General features: G+C 63.7%; 16 protein-coding genes. 11 read left to right on the top strand and 5 right to left on the bottom strand.

All coding sequences use genetic code 11. From position 1 onward, the window contains the following. Both LXM94_RS12605 and bcsN read left to right on the top strand, forming a co-directional pair. The coding region (locus tag LXM94_RS12605) for a hypothetical protein (RefSeq protein WP_235771759.1) at positions 1-1,807 on the top strand (1,807 nt) is incomplete at its 5' end. After that, positions 1,807-2,769: a cellulose biosynthesis protein BcsN gene (bcsN, locus tag LXM94_RS12610; RefSeq protein WP_235771760.1), complete on the top strand. Its 963-nt coding sequence runs from the start codon at positions 1,807-1,809 to the stop codon at positions 2,767-2,769. The genes LXM94_RS12605 and bcsN, both read left to right, overlap by 1 nt. Positions 2,770-2,774: 5 nt before the next feature. Here the strand turns inward: bcsN and LXM94_RS12615 are convergent, their stop codons facing one another. Together LXM94_RS12615 and LXM94_RS12620 are read right to left on the bottom strand one after the other, a co-directional pair. Next, complete coding sequence (locus tag LXM94_RS12615; RefSeq protein ID WP_235771761.1) at positions 2,775-3,656, bottom strand: LysR family transcriptional regulator; 882 nt, start codon at positions 3,654-3,656, stop codon at positions 2,775-2,777. Next, on the bottom strand, positions 3,653-4,030 hold the full coding sequence (locus LXM94_RS12620) for a putative quinol monooxygenase (protein WP_235771827.1): 378 nt from the start codon (positions 4,028-4,030) through the stop codon (positions 3,653-3,655). Before LXM94_RS12620 ends, LXM94_RS12615 begins: the two co-directional genes overlap by 4 nt. Positions 4,031-4,167: 137 nt before the next feature. On the opposite strand from LXM94_RS12620, the gene LXM94_RS12625 reads away from it, so the two are divergent. The 3 genes from LXM94_RS12625 to LXM94_RS12635 all read left to right on the top strand — a co-directional run bounded on the left by LXM94_RS12625 (position 4,168) and on the right by LXM94_RS12635 (position 7,975). Then, positions 4,168-5,664 carry a CoA-acylating methylmalonate-semialdehyde dehydrogenase gene (locus LXM94_RS12625; RefSeq protein ID WP_235771762.1) on the top strand — a complete coding sequence of 499 codons (1,497 nt, stop codon included), beginning with the start codon at positions 4,168-4,170 and terminating at the stop codon, positions 5,662-5,664. A gap of 153 nt (positions 5,665-5,817) precedes the next feature. Beyond that, positions 5,818-6,909 (top strand): YjgN family protein, encoded by a 1,092-nt coding sequence (locus tag LXM94_RS12630; RefSeq protein ID WP_408015636.1) that lies wholly within the window; start codon positions 5,818-5,820, stop codon positions 6,907-6,909. Beyond that, complete coding sequence (locus LXM94_RS12635) at positions 6,899-7,975, top strand: M48 family metallopeptidase (RefSeq protein WP_235771763.1); 1,077 nt, start codon at positions 6,899-6,901, stop codon at positions 7,973-7,975. The genes LXM94_RS12630 and LXM94_RS12635 overlap by 11 nt, the downstream gene beginning before the upstream one ends. A 63-nt stretch (positions 7,976-8,038) precedes the next feature. Here the strand turns inward: LXM94_RS12635 and LXM94_RS12640 are convergent, their stop codons facing one another. Then, complete coding sequence (locus tag LXM94_RS12640) at positions 8,039-9,085, bottom strand: Fe(3+) ABC transporter substrate-binding protein (protein WP_235771765.1); 1,047 nt, start codon at positions 9,083-9,085, stop codon at positions 8,039-8,041. A gap of 178 nt (positions 9,086-9,263) precedes the next feature. Between LXM94_RS12640 and rirA the strand changes: the two genes are divergently transcribed. Continuing rightward, on the top strand, positions 9,264-9,722 hold the full coding sequence (gene rirA, locus LXM94_RS12645) for an iron-responsive transcriptional regulator RirA (protein ID WP_235771767.1): 459 nt from the start codon (positions 9,264-9,266) through the stop codon (positions 9,720-9,722). 35 nt (positions 9,723-9,757) lie between these two features. Here the strand turns inward: rirA and LXM94_RS12650 are convergent, their stop codons facing one another. Further along, positions 9,758-10,156, bottom strand: a complete 399-nt coding sequence (locus LXM94_RS12650) for a response regulator (RefSeq protein ID WP_235771769.1) — start codon at positions 10,154-10,156, stop codon at positions 9,758-9,760. A gap of 179 nt (positions 10,157-10,335) precedes the next feature. Further along, the gene (locus LXM94_RS12655) at positions 10,336-11,013 is read right to left on the bottom strand and encodes a helix-turn-helix transcriptional regulator (protein WP_235771770.1); all 678 of its coding nucleotides are present in this window, start codon (positions 11,011-11,013) and stop codon (positions 10,336-10,338) included. A 442-nt stretch (positions 11,014-11,455) separates the two neighbouring features. Between LXM94_RS12655 and LXM94_RS12660 the strand changes: the two genes are divergently transcribed. From LXM94_RS12660 to LXM94_RS12680, 5 genes are all read left to right on the top strand, one after another. Then, on the top strand, positions 11,456-13,051 hold the full coding sequence (locus LXM94_RS12660; protein WP_235771772.1) for an ABC transporter substrate-binding protein: 1,596 nt from the start codon (positions 11,456-11,458) through the stop codon (positions 13,049-13,051). A 98-nt stretch (positions 13,052-13,149) separates the two neighbouring features. Beyond that, positions 13,150-14,154, top strand: a complete 1,005-nt coding sequence (locus LXM94_RS12665) for an ABC transporter permease subunit (RefSeq protein ID WP_235771774.1) — start codon at positions 13,150-13,152, stop codon at positions 14,152-14,154. 11 nt (positions 14,155-14,165) lie between these two features. Beyond that, positions 14,166-15,074 carry an ABC transporter permease subunit gene (locus LXM94_RS12670; RefSeq protein ID WP_235771776.1) on the top strand — a complete coding sequence of 303 codons (909 nt, stop codon included), beginning with the start codon at positions 14,166-14,168 and terminating at the stop codon, positions 15,072-15,074. Continuing rightward, a complete protein-coding gene (locus LXM94_RS12675; RefSeq protein WP_235771778.1) occupies positions 15,074-15,925 on the top strand; it encodes an ABC transporter ATP-binding protein in 852 nt (283 codons plus the stop codon). The genes LXM94_RS12670 and LXM94_RS12675 overlap by 1 nt, the downstream gene beginning before the upstream one ends. Further along, positions 15,925-16,752 (top strand): dipeptide ABC transporter ATP-binding protein, encoded by an 828-nt coding sequence (locus LXM94_RS12680; protein ID WP_235771780.1) that lies wholly within the window; start codon positions 15,925-15,927, stop codon positions 16,750-16,752. Before LXM94_RS12675 ends, LXM94_RS12680 begins: the two co-directional genes overlap by 1 nt. Positions 16,753-16,812 lie beyond the last annotated feature (60 nt).

Here is a 16,812-nt window from a genome sequence, read left to right on the forward strand (position 1 = left end):
GGCGGCCCGGCTCCGGCTGAAATATCCGGATTTCGCCATGCCGGCGGATCTTTACGCTCCGGCGACGCCGCAGGCGGACGAAAGTGGGCTCTGGACGCTGTATGAGCAGGACGCGTTCGCAGCGATCGACGCGGAGATCGTCCGGCGCAAGACGGAGGAGCCCGACTGGGAGCCGACGGCCGATTTCTCGGCGAAGCTCGCCCGCCGCAAGGCTCGTTTCGAGATGACGGCCGCTGCGGCGAAAAAGGACTGGATCGGCGTGATTGCCGCCGGCAAGGCGCTGGACGCCGAGACGGAGCGCGAGGTGGACCTGTTGTGGCTGCTGATCGACGCCTATGCGGCCTCCGGCGACAAGGAGCATCTCGCGGGCGTCTATCGCGGCATCCTTTTCCGGCAGGGCGATGCGCGCCTGCCGGACAGCGACCTGCTGACGACCATGCAGAAGGCGACGCGCGACTTCCCGGCCGACGACGTGCGCAAGGCGGCGGCGATGCTCGGCCCCTCGACGATCCTGACCGCGGGCATGCACGACGTCGAGCTCGATCTGATCCGCAGGGAGATCAGCGACTTCAACGGCGACGGGACCCGGACGGGGCCTCTGCCGGCCGAACGGGTCGAGCGGCTCCGCCGCGCGGCCGTCGAGGACGCCTCGCCGCGCGACCTGTCGCTGCTCGGCTGGTACGATCTGAAGCGGAAGGAGCCGGCAGCGGCGGAAACCGCCTTCGCCGTGGCGCTCGGCAAGCAGAAGGATCCGGACAACGCCAAGGGCCTCTATCTGAGCCTTGCCGCCCAGAAGAAGGAGGCGGCGGCCTATGCCGTCGCGGCAGCGCACCTCGACGATCTGGCCGGAGACCCGGAATTTCTGATGAATGCGCTGTCGATCCGGTTCTCGAAGCCGGACCAGCCCGACGCGGACGAGAAGACGGTCGGCGCCTACAGCACGACCATCCTGCAGACGAAGAATGCGGACCATGCCGAGATCCTCGCCTGGTACGCCTACAATTCCCGCCAGTACGAGGCGGCGCGGGCCTGGTTCGAGAAGGCGATCGACTGGGAAAGCGCGCCTGCCCGCATCAAGGGGCTTGCGCTCAGCCTGCAGCGGCTCGGCCTGAAGGCCGAGTTCGCGCAGGTCCGCGACGACTACCGCGACATCTATCCGGAGATCTGGACGGACATCCAGACGGCGAAGGCGCCGACCGGCAGCCGGTCGGTCGCGGTCGAGAAGCCGCGCGCGGCGGTCGATGCCGGCTACCTCACGAGCTTCAAGGCGAAACGGTACGGCGATTGCCTGCGGCAGCTTTCCGGGATCGAAGCGAAAGGCCGCCTGACGGCGGATGCAAACCTCATCAAGGGCTGGTGCCTGCTCGGCCTCGACCGCATTTCGGAGGCGCGGGCTGCCTTCACCGCATCCCTTGGGATGAATGGCCGAGGAGGAGAGGACGCCGCCTACGGCGCCGCGCTCACCATGCTGCGCGGGCGCCTGACGGACGACGCGGAAGCGCTGATCGGGCTCTACCCTCTGTCGGCCGCGCGCGATCGCGAGGTCCGGGCGGAGATCCACTGGCAACGGGCCCGCTCCGCCTTCGACAACAAGCAGTATCAGCGCACGCTCGATGCGCTGAACGCTCGCGCCGCGATCGTCGCAGAGCCGTCGGACATGAGCCAGCTGCGCGGATGGGCACATTACAAGCTCGGCCACAAGCGCGAAGCCAACGCGGTCTTCGAACGGCTGAACGCCCATCTCTACGACCCGAAGGCGGCCGCCGGCCTTGCCGAGATCAACCGTATCCGCACGGGAAGCCGCTGATGAAACGCCTGTTCTTCCTTGTTCTCGCGCTCGCGCACGCCGGCTGTACCTCCGTCAGCGATCCCTTCCTCGAAACGGGCTCGATCGGGCCCGACGCGCCGCCGATCGCCACCGAGGTCTCGCCGGAATTCGCCGCTGCCTACCTGCCGTCGATCTCCGGCTCCATCGCCAGCGTGCGCCAGACCGTGCAGGGCCGCTCGCTGGAGCAGTCGATCGTCTATCCGAACGCCACGGCGCTTGCCGGCGAGAATGTGCTGATGATCAAGGTGGCGGAACCGTCGGGTCGGGTAGCCCTGCTGCATTCGCCGACGCGCGACGCCGTGCTCGCCGAAATGCGTTCGGCGCTGCCCGGCGTGGCAATGCGGATCGAACCGGCACCCGGCGAAAACCTTCACGGCGCTTTCGGCTATGCGACGGGCGAGTTGGCCGGCGGCGGAAGCTGCCTCTATGCCTGGCAATTGTCGAAGCGGGTCTCGCCGGCGCATGAAACGCTCGAGGGCCGGATGTCGACGTCCCGCTATGCCGCGCAGGTGCGGTTGCGCTATTGCCATCCATCCATGCCGCGCGACCGCATCCCGGCGATCATGGCCGCCATGCGGCTGAAGCCGGTGACGGACCAGACCTTCGACCTGCTGCGCTATGCGTCCGGTTCAGGCAGCGCCATTCCGTTCACCGCCGAACCCGTCGAACAGCGCGTCGTGCGTCGCGAGCCGGCGGAGGTCGCCGCGATCGACGAGACTCCCACCGGGCGGCGTCGGCCGGCTGCGCGGGAGGAGACGGCCGAGGCCGTCCAGCCCTCCAATGCCGTGAAAGTGCCGATGCCGGGCGACACGGAGACGGGCGCCGCGGTTGCGGCGGAGGCGACGGATGTCAGGACCGCCGTTGCCTCGGTGGAAGAGGCGGGTAGCGGCAAGGCGATCGTCCCGATGCCGGACGAAGCTTCCGGCGCCATGGCGGACTGACCGGTTCACGCGAAGATGTGCTGCTCCCGGCCGACGAGCTCGCCGAGGAAGTCGGCCACGGTGCGCACGCGGGCAAGATCGCGGGCGCTTTCGTGCCAGGTGGTCCAGTAGGAGCGGCGGATGACGATTCCCGGCAAGAGCCTGACGAGTTCGTCGTGCTGGCGGGCGATATAGTTGTGCAGGATGCCGATGCCCGCGCCCGAGCGCACCGCTTCCGTCTGGCCCGTCGCGCTGGAAATTTCGAAACCGGCGTCCCAGCTTCGCATCACCTCGCCGGTGAAATTGAGCGACGCCGTGAAGATCAGGTCCTCAACGTAACCGATGCGTCGATGCGCCTTCAGCGCCTCGACGCTCTCCGGTGTCCCGTTTTCATCGAGATACGAGCGGTTTGCATAGACACCGAGCGTGTAGTCCGTCAGCTTGGCGGAAACGAGCCGCCCCTGTTCCGGACGCTCCAACGTGATCGCGATGTCCGCCTCGCGCTGCGAGAGCGAGAAGGAGCGGGGGACGGGAACGAGCTGGATTTTCAGTTCCGGATGGCGCTCGATCAGCCGTCCCAGGCGCGGCGCCAGGAAGGAGACGCCGAAGCCGTCCGGCGCACCGACCCGCACGGTGCCGGCAATCGCCGTATCCGTGCGGCCGAGGCGTGCCTGTGCGGCAAGCATCTCCGTTTCCATGCGCTCGGCGGATGCGAGGAAACCGTCTCCCTCGGCGGTGAGCTCGCAGCCGTTGGTGCGGCGGATGAAGAGACGCGTCCCCAGCGCTTCTTCCAGCGCCGTCAGGCGGCGCGACAGGGTGGTATGGTTGACGCCCAGCCGCCTTGAGGCGGCCAGGATCTGGCCCGAGCGGGCCACGGCGAGAAAGACACGGACGTCGTCCCAGTTCATTCTTGTCCATTCCCCGGATTCTGTGAAAGGGAATGGCGCTCGATGCGGAAGTCCGGTTTGGCCCTCATCATGACCGGATCGACCTCCAGGAGGCGCAGCGACCTGACCATCTCGGACGTACCGGTCTTGTATTTGATGAAATGGGGCGTCTGGAGATGCGCCTCGTAGGCCTCGGCGCTCGCATAGACCTCAAGAAGGCGGATTCGCTCCGGCTCGCCCCTGATCGAGACGGCGTGCAGCATGATGACGCCCCGCTCCAGGGCGACGGAGGCCTCGATCTCCTCGGCCAGCAGCAGCCGGTAGGCGTCCAGCTGGGGCGGGTCGATCTCAAGTTCGGCCATCCTGACGATAGGTCCGCCGTTCCCTGCCGCCATGAAAGCCTCCGTCGCAACGTCGATGGGTTTCACGCCGCCATCCGTTATTCGATTTTTGCACAACGGATGCTTATTTCATTCCGTTGCTTTGTGCAATTTAAAGCATAAAATTCCCTCATCAAAAACAGGAGGATCCCATGCAAGCGATCGGGCATTTCATCAACGGCAAGCAGGTTGCCGGCACGAGCGGCCGCACCGCGAACGTCTTCAATCCGGCGACCGGCGAGGTGCAGGCGACCGTGGCGCTTGCGAGCGATGCCGAGCTGAACGCTGCCGTCGAGAGCGCCAAGGCCGCGCAGCCGAAATGGGCAGCGACCAACCCGCAGCGCCGCGCCCGAGTCTTCATGAAGTTCGTCCAGCTGCTGAACGAGAACATGAACGAGCTGGCCGAGATGCTTTCGAAGGAGCACGGCAAGACGATCGAGGATTCCAAGGGCGACGTCATCCGCGGCCTCGAGGTCTGCGAATTCGTCATCGGCATCCCGCATCTCGCCAAGAGCGAGTTCACCGAAGGCGCCGGCCCGAACATCGACATGTATTCGATCCGTCAAGCCGTGGGCGTCGGCGCCGGCATCACGCCGTTCAACTTCCCGGCCATGATCCCGATGTGGATGTTCGCGCCGGCGATCGCCTGCGGCAACGCCTTCATCCTGAAACCTTCCGAGCGTGACCCGTCCGTTCCGATCCGGCTTGCCGAACTGATGATCGAGGCTGGTCTTCCGGCGGGCATCCTCAACGTCGTCAACGGCGACAAGGGTGCGGTCGATGCGATCCTGACCCACCCGGACATTTCCGCCGTCTCCTTCGTCGGCTCGACGCCGATCGCCCGCTACGTCTATGGCACGGCGGCGATGAACGGCAAGCGTGCCCAGTGCTTCGGCGGCGCGAAGAACCACATGATCATCATGCCTGATGCCGATCTCGACCAGGCCGCCAACGCCCTGATGGGGGCCGGCTACGGTTCGGCCGGCGAACGCTGCATGGCCATCTCGGTTGCTGTCCCCGTCGGCAAGGAAACCGCTGACCGTCTGATCGAAAAGCTCACTCCGATGGTCGAGAGCCTGCGCATCGGCCCCTACACCGACGAGAAGGCCGACATGGGCCCGGTCGTTACCAAGGAAGCGAAGGAGCGTATCCTCGGTCTCATCAACAAGGGTGTCGAAGAGGGTGCGAAGCTCGTCGTCGACGGTCGCGATTTCAAGCTGCAGGGCTACGAGGACGGCCATTTCGTCGGCGGCTGCCTGTTCGACAACGTCACGCCGGACATGGACATCTATAAGACCGAGATCTTCGGGCCGGTCCTCTCCGTCGTGCGCGCCAGGAACTACGAGGAAGCGCTCGATTTGCCGATGAAGCATGAATACGGCAATGGCGTCGCGATCTACACCCGCGACGGCGATGCGGCCCGCGACTTCGCCAGCCGCATCAACATCGGCATGGTCGGCGTCAACGTGCCGATCCCGGTGCCGCTCGCCTACCATTCCTTCGGCGGCTGGAAGTCCTCGTCCTTCGGCGACCTCAACCAGCACGGCACCGACTCGATCAAGTTCTGGACGCGCACCAAGACGGTCACGAGCCGCTGGCCGTCCGGCATCAAGGGCGGCGCCGAGTTCGTCATGCCGACGATGAAGTGACGATCACCGCCGTTTGCATTAAGGGGGCCTTCGGGCCCCCTTTCGCTTGCGCCGCTCCCGATCGTCCCCGGCAAGATTCCGTCCGCTGAGAATAGCGCGCCGCGTCCGCACGTTAAGGCTAGGCAAATTCAACGGATTCTGAAGGGGCAATCGATGGAGATGGGTGTTTCTGGCGCCTCGCAGGCGCAGTCGGGGGAGTTTCACCGGATGTCCTTCACCGGCAGGGCCGGTGAGTATTTCGGAATCTGGATCGTCAACGTCCTCCTGACCATTTTGACGCTTGGCATCTATTCGGCCTGGGCGAAGGTGCGGCGCAACCGGTATTTCTACGGCAACACGATGCTGCTCGGCAGCGCCTTCGAATATCACGCGCGGGGTGGCCAGATCCTCATCGGTCGTCTCATCGTGCTCGGCGGATTGCTCGCTCTCAACGTCATTGCCGCGCTCGTTCCCATTCTGGTGCTCCTGCCGACCGTCGTCGTGCTTGTGGCCCTGCCCTGGCTGGTCGCCAAAGGGCTGCGCTTCTCGGCGCGAGTCACGAGTTACCGCAACGTGCGCTTCGACTTCGTCGGCGGTGCCGGCGGTGCGTTCAAGGCCTTCATCCTCGGCGGGCTGCTTGCCGTCGTCACGCTCGGAATCCTGACGCCGCTCGCCAGCCGCTGGGTGGCGCGCTACATCGGCACGAACCTCAGGTTCGGCGGAAAACCCTTCGACAGCGATCCGTCGCTCGGCGCGATCTACAAGTCATGGCTCGTCTCGCTGCTCATCGCGGTGCTCGGCCTCGGCATTATCGCGCTGATCGTCTTCATGAACATGCAGCTCATCATCCCGATGATCGAAACGCCCGGTACGCTGACGCCGGAACAGCAGATCCCGCTGATCGCCAGCATGGTCGTCGGCTATATCGTGCTCTTCGCGGCCTTCGGTATCGCGGGCCTGTTTTACCGTGCGGGAGTGCGCAACATCGTCTGGTCCTCGACGACCTTCGATGACCGGCACCGTTTCATGAGCGACATGTCGCGCATGCGCTTCACCTGGATCGCCATCTCGAATCTGATCGTCACGCTCCTGACCCTCGGTTTGATGCGGCCCTGGGCGGCGGTGCGCATGGCCCGCTACACCTGGCAACATACCGGCGTCACGATCGTCGGCGACATTGGCGCACTGATCGGCCAGATCGAGCAGCAGGGCTCGGCGGTCGGCTCCGAGTTCATGGATATCGAAGGATTCGATTTTGGTTTCTGACGAGGATCGCATCGCGCTCGGCGAATGGCATCCGCCCGGCTCGAGCCGTTCCCTGGAGGCCAGGCTTGTCGAACATGACGGCGTGCTCGCGGCGGTCGCCGTCTCCGGCGGCGAGCCCCTCAGCCTTGATCGTGATCGCCGCGCCGAGATCTCGGCGCGGGTCGGCTCGGTCCCGAGGCGCGTGACCTTCACCGACGGAAGCATCTTCGAGACCTTCGACAACGACGGCATGGATGCCTATCTTACGGCCAGCGGCCGGGGCGGCGCCGGGCTCGTCCACTGGCTGGAACAGTTCAGGCTGCGCCTCGTCGTCATCATCGTGCTCGCCTTCGTGCTTGGCGGTGCGATCTACCGCTGGGGTGTTCCGGCGCTGGTCGAAGTCGCCATCTGGGCGACGCCGCCCGTCGTGCCGCAGCTCATGGCGCAGGGCACGCTCGAAGCCCTCGACCGGACGACCTTTTCCCCGAGCAAGCTTGCTGAGACGAAGCGCGCGGCGATCACGGACGGCTTCCGCCGCATCGCCGCGCTCTCGGCGCGGGGCGAGCAGGCCTACGATCTCAATTTCCGCAGCGGCGGCTTCATCGGGCCGAACGCCTTCGCCCTGCCGGACGGCACGCTGGTGATTACCGACGAACTGGTGGCGCTGGCGGGCGACGACACCGAGATGCTGATCGGCGTGCTTGCACACGAGATCGGTCACGTGGAACTCGAGCACAGCCTGCGCCAGCTTTATCGCGCGGCGGGCATTGCCGGCCTCATCATGCTGATCGGCGGCGACGTCGGTTCGGGGACGGAGGACGTCCTTGTCGAAGGCGGCGGCCTGCTCGCGCTGTCCTATTCACGCGCGGCCGAAGCTGCGGCCGACCGGCATTCGGTAGAACTCATGGCCAAGGCCGGCTACGATCCGGCCGCCATCGCCCGCTTCTTCGTGCTTCTGGAGGAAAAGCTCGGAGACCGGTCGGGCACCAGCATGCTCTCGACCCACCCGAGTACGCCGGAACGGCGGAAGGACATCCTGAACTACAGCGCGATCGTCCAGGGCCAGTCCGACCCCGACCTGCAGTAACGGCGTCCGCAAAACGAAAACGGCGGCGAAGCCGCCGCCGTTTCCGAACCGTCGGGCGCCTGCTTATTCGCCGACCGGCCCATCGTTGTAGCCGACGTTGTCGACCAGTTCGGAGGCCTTCTTGCGGTTTGCGGCGATCTCCGCAAGCGGCAGCGGGTCAGACTTGACGGCGCCGAAGGACTTGACGATCGCGGACGGTTCGGCGCCCGGCGTCACCGGATACTCGAAGACCTGTTCCGCGTAGATCGCCTGCGCTTCGCCGGAAGCGAGGAAGTCCATGAGCTTCAGCGCGTTCTCCTTGTTGGGCGCATTCTTGGCAAGCGCCATGCCGGAGATATTCATGTGCGTGCCGCGGTCGTCGTTGTTCGGGAACAGGACCTTGATCGCCGCCGCCCAGTCCTTCTGCTCCGGCTCCTTCTCATTCGTCATCATCAGGCCGACATAGTAGGAATTGCCGAGTGCGATGTCGCATTCGCCGGCCATGATGGCCTTCGCCTGGTCACGGTCGCCACCGTCAGGCTTGCGGGCGAGATTGTTCTTGAGGCCGGTCAGCCAGGTTTCCGTCTCCGCCTCGCCGTGGTGGGCGATCATCGAGGCGAACAGGCCGACATTGTAGGAGTGCTGGCCGTCGCGGGTGCAGATCTTGCCCTTCCACTTCGGGTCGGCGAGTTCTTCATAGGTGATGTCGTTCTGGGCGACACGATCCTTCGAGGCATAGACCACACGGCCCCGGGTCGTCAGGCCGAACCAATGGCCCTCCGGATCGCGGAAATGCTCCGGAATGTCCTTGTTGATGACGTCGCTCGAGACCGGCTGCGTGACGCCGCCGTCCTTGGCTTCCGTGAGACGGGCGATGTCGACCGTCATGATCAGGTCGGCAGGCGAGTTCGCACCTTCCGCCTGGATACGCTCGACGAGCCCCTTGTCGAGGAAAAGCACGTTCGCGGTGATGCCGGTTTCCTTTGCGAAGGCATCGAGCAGCGGCTGGATCAGGTCCGGCTGGCGGTAGGAGTAGATGTTCACCTCGCCATCGGCGTAAGCCGGCGCGGCGATCGCGAGGCTGGCGGCGGAAATGACAAGGGCGGCGAGGGGTGACGACCGCAGTTTCATTGTGTGCTCCTGTTGATTTATTCTTTACTGCCAAAATCACCTTTATAGGTCGGCGGGGCCTAGTCAATTGGCGGACGCGGTCATAACATGAATGTGAATTTCCTGTTTTTTGGAATTGTTCAAAACTACGAACCATCCTATATGTCTTCCGGCCGATGATCGGCATTTGGAGCTCGATATGCGTCTGACGAAACAAACCAACTATGCCGTGCGCATGTTGATGTATTGCGCGGCAAACGGCGAGAAGCTCAGCCGCATTCCGGAAATCGCAAGGGCTTACGGCGTTTCGGAACTTTTCCTTTTCAAGATCCTGCAGCCGCTGACCAGGGCGGGTCTGGTCGAGACGGTGCGCGGCCGCAACGGTGGCGTACGGCTGCCGAGGCCGGCATCGCAGATCACCCTGTTCGACGTCGTCAAGGTCACGGAGGATTCCTTCGCCATGGCCGAATGTTTCGAGGCGGGCGAAATCGAATGTCCACTGGTCGACAGCTGCGGCCTGAACTCTGCTCTGCGCAAGGCGCTCAACGCCTTCTTCGAGGTGTTGCAGCAATATACGATCGATGATCTCGTCAAGGCGCGTCCGCAGATCGGCATGCTGCTCGGTATCGAGCCTGCCACGGCAAAGCCCGCTGCCTGAAAGGCGCTGCGGGCGTCACAGCGTCACAAGGCCGGCTAGACCGCGTCCTTGCTCACATATTCCTGGATAATGAAGGCAATGGCCGTCGGGTCGAGTTCGGACTTGTCGATCCGGAAGTCCACGCCGTAATCGTCGATTTTCTGGAAATAGGCGTCGCTGATCGATGCGGAGATGACGCCGATCGGGCCGATATAGCCGTTGCGGCGGATTTCCGGCACGGTCTCGCGGAAATCCGCCTGCGGCTGCAGACGGTTGTCCATGAGAATCATGTCGAGTTTCGGCTCGCCACGGCGAATGAAGGCGAGTGCCGCGTCGACTGTCTCGACATAATGCAGCTCGACCGAAAACGTCTCGACCTTGCGCAGGATGGCGCGCAGGATCAGTTCTTCTGCAGGGTCGTCATCCACTAGCAGTATATGCACGTTGGCAGCCATGGTGATCGCGCGATCCGTTCCTGAAACCCGTTGCCGAATGTCTGCGAAGCCAGGCCTGCCGCCTTGCCCGCTCGTTGTCCCGCTTTGACTACACTGTCCTTTAGCCCGGGCTGCTTCACAAGTCCCTGCCTCCGGAAACGCCTAAGAATAATGCCGTCCGGCGTGTGCCGGTATGCCCTTTAGAGAATGATCTGCTCGCGGATCGCTTTTGCGACCATCTGCGTGCGGTTCACCACGTCGAGCTTCTTGAGGATCGTCGCGGTATGGGAATTGACGGTGTGTTCGGATACCGAGACGATCAAAGCGATCTCGCTTGCAGTCTTGCCGTAGGAAATCCAGCGGAGAATTTCGGTTTCCCGCGGCGTCAGCCCCATGCCGGCCTTCGTGGCGAGCACCGTGCGGTGAAAATAGTCGAAGGCGCAGACCGCCTCATAGTAGAGCTGTTGGTGCTCGGCCCTGCCGATATCGTCACCATCGCCGAGAAAAACAACCGCGTAGCGCCCGCCGGTGGTCGCGTGGGCAGGCACGCAGAGTGCGATATCGAAGCCCAGTTGTATCAGCAGGCCGCTGTCGCGTCCGTTGCGAAGCTCCTCGTCGGTGCGCCAGACCGTCGGGATGACCGACCGGTGGAGGCTCCGGAAGAGATCCGATTCGCTGAAGCGGTGACGCTTGTCGTAGGTTTCCGCAAGTCCCGCCGGCAGGTCGTGAAGAACGAGGCGGCCCGCGAGGTTGCTGGTTTCAGCCTCGTTGGCCACCTGCACCACCCCGAAGTGATCGAAACCGTAGCGCAACGCCATCATGTGAAAGATGCGAAAGAAGTCGACGCGATTCAGAGCCTTCTCTAAATCGGTTTCCATATCGTATCGGCGGTGATTGCTCGCAAGTACAGCCACGTCTTTGCACCTTACACGCCTTTAACGGGAGTCTACCGCTACAATTCAAGAGAGCAAAGGGGCATTCAGACAATTTCGGACTTTGTATCGTATTTTCGGCGCCTTGTCTGCCGGCTGGCCATATCAAAATGCGCACCGCCTGCACGGTCGCGACGGCATGTTCCCGGAGCGCCGCAGCCGTCTCCGGACTGCGCCGGGGACCCGTACGATCACCGGTATCCTGCACGGCTCGATACGTCCTGGGAATGCTGTGAAGAACAATTTTCTGCAATGTTTTCCGTTTGGACAAATTTCTTCGCGGACTTATTGCATTCGCGCGGCAAATGTCGTTCCATCCGCGCAAGGTCGGGCCGAAGGTGCCCGGTCTGGAACATAGAGAACAAGAAGCAAATCTGGGAAGCTCACTATGAAAAAGCTGACTACTCTCCTTGCAGCGACCGCGCTCGCCTCGATGATGGCGTCTGCGGCCTGGTCGAAGACGCTGGTCTACTGCTCCGAAGGTTCGCCTGAAGGCTTCGATCCGGCGCTCTACACCGCTGGTACGACCTTCGATGCGTCGTCACGTACCGTCTACAACCGCCTGGTCGAGTTCAAGCACGGCAGCACCGAGATCGAGCCGGGCCTTGCCGAAACCTGGGAAGTGTCGGCCGACGGCAAGGAATACACGTTCAAGCTGCGGGCTGGCGTGAAGTTCCAGACGACCGAATTCTTCACGCCGACGCGCGACTTCAACGCCGACGACGTGATCTTCTCTTTCGAGCGGCAGTACAAGGAAGACAACGCCTGGAACAAATATGTCGCGGGCGCCGCCTGGGAGTATTTTGCCGGCATGGGCTTCCCGGACCTGATCGAGAAGATCGAAAAGGTCGATGACCTGACGGTCAAATTCGTGCTGAAGCGTCCCGAAGCGCCCTTCATGGCGAATCTCGGCATGGATTTCGCGTCGATCCTGTCCAAGGAATATGCCGACAAGCTGCAGGCTGACGGCAAGATGGAGCTGATGAACCAGCAGCCGCTCGGCACCGGCCCGTTTGCTTTCGTCGCCTATCAGACGGACGCGGCGATCCGCTACCGTGCGAATGCCGATTACTGGGCCGGCAAGCAGCCGGTCGACGACCTCGTCTTCGCGATCACCACGGACGCTGCCGTGCGTGCGCAGAAGCTGAAGGCGGGCGAATGCCACATCATGCCCTATCCGAATGCCGCTGACGTGGCCGAGCTCAAGGCCGATGCAAACCTGACGGTTGTCGAGCAGGAAGGCCTCAACGTTTCCTACCTCGCCTACAACACGCTGATGGCGCCGTTCGACAAGGCCGAAGTGCGCAAGGCGCTCAACATGGCCGTCAACAAGCAGGCGATCGTCGACGCGGTCTTCCAGGGCGCGGCAACGGTCGCCAAGAACCCGATCCCGCCGACCATGTGGTCCTACAATGATGCCGTCGAGGACGACAAGTACGACCCCGACGCGGCGAAGAAGATGCTCGAGGACGCCGGCGTCACCGGTCTCAAGATGAAGGTCTGGGCGATGCCGGTCGCACGGCCCTACATGCTGAACGCCCGCCGCGCCGCCGAACTCATCCAGGCCGATCTGGCGAAGATCGGCGTCGAGGTCGAGATCGTGTCCTACGAGTGGGCCGAGTACCTGAAGCTCTCGTCCGACAAGAACCGCGACGGCGCGGTCATTCTCGGCTGGACGGGTGACAACGGCGATCCGGACAACTTCCTCGACACGCTGCTCGGCTGCGATGCCGTTGGCGGCAACAACCGTGCCCAGTGGTGCAACGAGGAGTTCGATGCCCTCATGACGAAGGCGAAGGAAACCGCCGACGTTGCCGAGCGCACGAAGTTCTATGAAGAGGCCCAGCTGATCTTCAAGCGCGAAGCGCCCTGGAACACGCTCGACCACTCTCTCGTCTCGATCCCGATGAGCAAGAAGGTTTCGGGCTTCGTCCAGGATCCGCTCGGCTATCATCGTTTTGACGGCGTGGACATCGCCGAGTAGGATCGGCTGAAGAACAGGCACGCCGCAAAGAGCGTGCAAGGCCGGCGGCCCGAAGACATTCGGGCCGCCGGTTTTCAAAATAAAGGGATTGGCTCCCCATGTTTCGTTTCATTCTCGGGCGGCTCGCCGTCCTGATACCCACATTCATTGGGGTGTCGATCATCGCGTTTTCGTTCATTCGGCTGCTGCCCGGCGATCCCGTCATGCTGATGTCGGGTGAACGTGTCATGTCGCCGGAGCGCCATGCCGAGCTCATGAACCAGCTCGGCCTCGACCGACCGTTCTACATCCAGTACCTCGACTATCTCGGGGGACTGGTGACCGGCGATTTCGGCAGTTCGATCGTCACCAAGCGTCCCGTGCTCGACGACTTCATGAACCTGTTTCCGGCGACGCTGGAACTGTCGCTCTGCGCCATCCTGCTCGCGGTCTGTCTCGGCATTCCCGCAGGTGTGATTGCGGCGGTGAAGCGGGGCACCTGGCTTGACCAGTCGATCATGGGGGCGGCGCTCGTCGGCTACTCGATGCCGATCTTCTGGTGGGGGCTCCTGCTCATCATCTTCTTTTCCGGCTATCTCGGCTGGACCCCGGTTTCGGGTCGCATCTCCCTCATCTACTTCTTTCCTTCGGTCACCGGCTTCATGCTGGTCGACAGCCTGATCTCCGGGCAGGCGGGCGCCTTCAAGTCGGCCGCCACCTATCTCATCCTGCCCACGGTGGTGCTGGCGACGATCCCCCTTGCGGTCATCGCCCGCCAGACCCGGTCGGCCATGCTCGAGGTGCTCGGCGAGGACTATGTGCGTACGGCACGGGCGAAGGGGCTTTCGCCCTTCCGCGTGGTCGGCATACACGCATTGCGCAACGCCATGATCCCGGTCATTACCACGATCGGCCTGCAGGTGGGGGTGCTGCTCGCCGGCGCCATCCTGACGGAGACGATCTTCTCCTGGCCGGGTATCGGCAAGTGGATGGTGGATTCGGTCTTCAAGCGCGACTACGCGGTGGTGCAAGGCGGCCTCATGCTGATCGCCGCCGTCATCATGCTCGTCAACCTCATCGTCGACCTGCTCTACGGGCTGGTCAACCCGCGCATCCGTCGATAGGAGGACCGCCGATGAGTGCAGTCCAAAACACGGCCGAAACGAAGACCGGCGGTGCGCCGCCTTCGGGCCTTTCGGAATTCTGGTTCTACTTCTCCCGCAACAAGGGGGCGGTCATCGGTCTTGCAGTGTTCCTGGTCATCCTCGTGCTCGCGGTGCTGGCGCCGATCGTGACGCCGCACAGCCCCAGCATCCAGAACCGCGAGCTGCTGCTGCAGCCGCCCGTCTGGCACGAGGATGGTTCCTGGGGCCATATCCTCGGCACCGACGCCGTCGGCCGCGACATCCTCTCGCGGCTGATCTACGGTGCGCGCTTCTCGCTGTTCATCGGCCTCGTCGTGGTCACCCTGTCGGTGATCTCGGGTGTGCTGATCGGTCTCGTCGCGGGTTATTTCCGCGGCAGGATCGACACGTTCATCATGCGCATCATGGACATTATCCTGGCCTTCCCGTCGCTGCTGCTCGCGCTCGTGCTGGTGGCCGTGCTCGGGCCGGGCCTGCTCAATGCGATGATCGCGATTTCGCTCGTCAACCAGCCGCATTTCGTCCGGCTGACGCGCGCCTCCGTGATGACCGAACGCTCCAAGGAATACGTGGTCGGTTCGCAGGTTTCCGGCGCCGGCACGCTGCGGCTGATGTTCCTGACGATCCTGCCGAACTGCCTGGCGCCGCTGATCGTGCAGGCGACGCTTGCCTTTTCGGCGGCGATCCTCGACGCGGCGGCGCTCGGTTTCCTCGGCATGGGCGCGCAGCCGCCGACGCCGGAATGGGGCACCATGCTCGCCGAGGCGCGCGAATTCATCCAGCGCGCCTGGTGGGTCGTCACCTTTCCGGGCCTCGCCATCCTGGTCACCGTGCTCGCCATCAACCTGATGGGCGACGGCCTGCGCGACGCCCTCGATCCCAAGCTGAAGAGGTCGTGATGCCGCTTCTCGAAATCGAAAACCTGGTCGTCGAATTCGACACGGCCTCCGGTCCCTTCCGTGCCGTGGATGGCGTGTCGCTCAAGGTCGACGAGGGCGAGGTGCTTGCCATCGTCGGCGAGTCGGGTTCGGGCAAGTCCGTCGCAATGCTTGCCGCCATGGGGCTTCTGCCGTGGACGGCGAAGGTCTCCGCCGACACGCTCGAGTTCAACGGCCGCGACATGCGGGCGATGTCGGACGGCGACCGGCGCAGGATCATCGGCAAGGACATCGCCATGATCTTCCAGGAGCCCGTGGCGAGCCTAAACCCGTGCTTTACGGTAGGCTTCCAGATCGAGGAGGTGTTGCGGTTCCACACCGACCTCGACCGGAAGGCGCGCCGCGCCCGCGCCATCGAGCTGTTCCAGGCCGTCGGCATTCCCAATCCCGAAGAGCGCCTCGGCCATTTTCCGCATCAGATGTCGGGCGGCCAGTGCCAGCGCGTGATGATCGCGACAGCGCTCGCCTGCAATCCGAAGCTGCTGATCGCCGACGAGCCGACGACGGCGCTCGACGTGACGATCCAGAAGCAGATCCTCGATCTCTTGATGCGTCTGCAGGCCGAATACGGCATGGGCCTCATCATGATCACCCATGACATGGGCGTCGTCGCCGAGACCGCCGATCGCGTCATCGTGCAGTACAAGGGGCGCAAGATCGAGGAAGCCGACGTGCTTTCGCTGTTCGCCGCACCGAAGAGCGTCTACACGAAGGCGCTGCTGTCGGCGCTGCCGGAAAATGCCGTCGGCGGACGGCTGCCGACGATCACCGAGAAGCTGACGGATGCCGAGATTTTCGAGGGAGCCGCGTGATGACCCCCGTTCTCGAAGGGCGCAACCTGAAGCGCGACTACCAGATCCCCGGCGGCCTCTTCAAGCAGGGCAGGACGATCCACGCGGTAAAGGGCGTGAGCTTCACGGTCGAAGAAGGCAAGACGCTGGCGATCGTCGGCGAAAGCGGCTGCGGCAAGTCGACGCTCGCCCGCATCGTGACGATGATCGACCCGGCCACCTCCGGCGAGATGCTGATCGACGGGAAGAAGGTCGATATCTCCGCCGAACCGCTGACGCCCGAGATGCGCAGCAAGGTGCAGATCGTCTTCCAGAACCCCTATGGCTCGCTCAACCCGCGCAAAAAGATCGGCGATATCCTGACCGAACCGCTGGTCATCAACACCAGGCTTTCGGCCGACGAACGTCGCGGACGGGCGATGGCCATGCTGAAGAAGGTGGGGCTCGAGGAGAGGCACTATAGCCGCTATCCGCACATGTTCTCCGGTGGCCAGCGCCAGCGCGTGGCAATCGCCCGCGCATTGATGCTCAATCCGCGCCTCCTCGTGCTGGACGAGCCGGTCTCGGCGCTCGACCTCTCTGTTCAGGCGCAGGTGCTGAACCTTCTCGCCGATCTCCAGGAGGAGTTCCACCTGACCTATGTCTTCATCAGCCATGATCTTTCGGTGGTGCGCCACATCGCCGACGACGTGATGGTGATGTATTTCGGGGAGGCTGTGGAATACGGCAGCCGGGACGCGGTGTTCGACAATCCGCAGCACAGTTACACGAAAACCCTCTTTGCCGCGACGCCGCGGGTCGACATCGATGCGATCAAGGCGCGCCTCGAACGGCGGAAGCGTGCCTGAGACGCCGGTCCGCCGAAAGAAGACAGCGCATGCCCGGCCTGCTATCACCCGGCGGCGGAT

The sequence above is a fragment of the Rhizobium alarense genome (genome assembly GCF_021555155.1).
Taxonomy (GTDB): Bacteria; Pseudomonadota; Alphaproteobacteria; order Rhizobiales; family Rhizobiaceae; genus Rhizobium_D; species Rhizobium_D alarense.